The sequence below is a fragment of the Legionella sheltonii genome (genome assembly GCF_026191355.1).
Classification (GTDB): domain Bacteria; phylum Pseudomonadota; class Gammaproteobacteria; order Legionellales; family Legionellaceae; genus Legionella; species Legionella sheltonii.
The window spans coordinates 1-1,023 of record NZ_JAPHOQ010000042.1 but is presented as its reverse complement, the minus strand read 5'-3'; the positions used below and the strand labels follow the sequence as shown (position 1 = coordinate 1,023).

The following is a 1,023-nucleotide window of genomic DNA, read 5'->3' as shown; positions in this document are numbered from 1 at the left end:
GAAGGTACAGATTGCATTCGGTGTAACCTTACTGAAAGTGTTTTTTCATCCAAATGGAAAAAGATAGAAAAGTCAGGTGGAAAATTTGATGGTTCTTTTTTTACTAAATTTTCATTGTCTGACTATAAAATTAGTGATTGCAGTTTTGCTGATACCAATTTTGTCAAAGCAACATTGGATAATAATGAATTTAATAATTCGACATTTCAAAATGCAAACCTATCTTATTCGGATTTAACCAATGTAACATTTATTAAGTCAGAATTTAATAATGTTAATTTTAATCGTATTTCAATGAGCGGATCTTTCTCTTCTTGCTCTTTCAATAAAGTTGATTTTACCGATTCAAAGCTTGAGAAAGTCTCTTTTTCAAGGGCAAAAATGGTAAATGTTAATTTTTCAGGAGCGACACTAAAATCTGCTGATTTTAGCAGAGTAAATATTGAAAATGTTAACTTTAATAATGCTGATTTGAGTTATGCATTCCTGATAGGTTCAAATATTACTGAAGAGCATCTTTCAAAAGCCAAAACCTATAAGTGCGCCACTCTCTCAAATGGTGATCTATACACTAATAATGGCGAATTTGATTGCAGATAAACAAAACACGCAAGCTTTTCCAGGAGGAACTAATGAAGAACTATAAAGCAGTAACACTATTCATTTTAATTGGTTTATCTTTATCTTCTCAAGCAAAGGTTTTGGCTGACCCGGAAGATTTGAAGGTATTTGCTGAGACAAATTACTGTCAGTCATGTGATTTGAGTGGCGCTAAAATTTATGACGATCATGAAAACGGTTCAATACTTAATTCATATGCTATTAAGACCGAATTTTTAGGTGCATTATATAAAATGAACTTCTCGGGAAGTATAATGACTTATTCAAAATTTTCTCACTCTTCTCACCGTGTTATGAGGATTCAAGAAGCAAATTTTGATAAAGTAAATTTGAGCTATTCCAGTTTCCATAATACGGATTTAAGTCTTTCAAATTTCAGCGATGTAAACTTAAGTTACTCTG

2 protein-coding genes are annotated in these 1,023 nt (G+C 31.6%); both read left to right on the top strand.

All coding sequences use genetic code 11. The features are described from left to right. The coding region (locus tag OQJ26_RS19265; RefSeq protein ID WP_265705284.1) for a pentapeptide repeat-containing protein at nucleotides 1-600 on the top strand (600 nt) is incomplete at its 5' end. A 32-nt stretch (nucleotides 601-632) separates the two neighbouring features. Next, on the top strand, nucleotides 633-1,023 hold a 391-nt coding region (locus OQJ26_RS19260), incomplete at its 3' end, for a pentapeptide repeat-containing protein (RefSeq protein ID WP_265705283.1).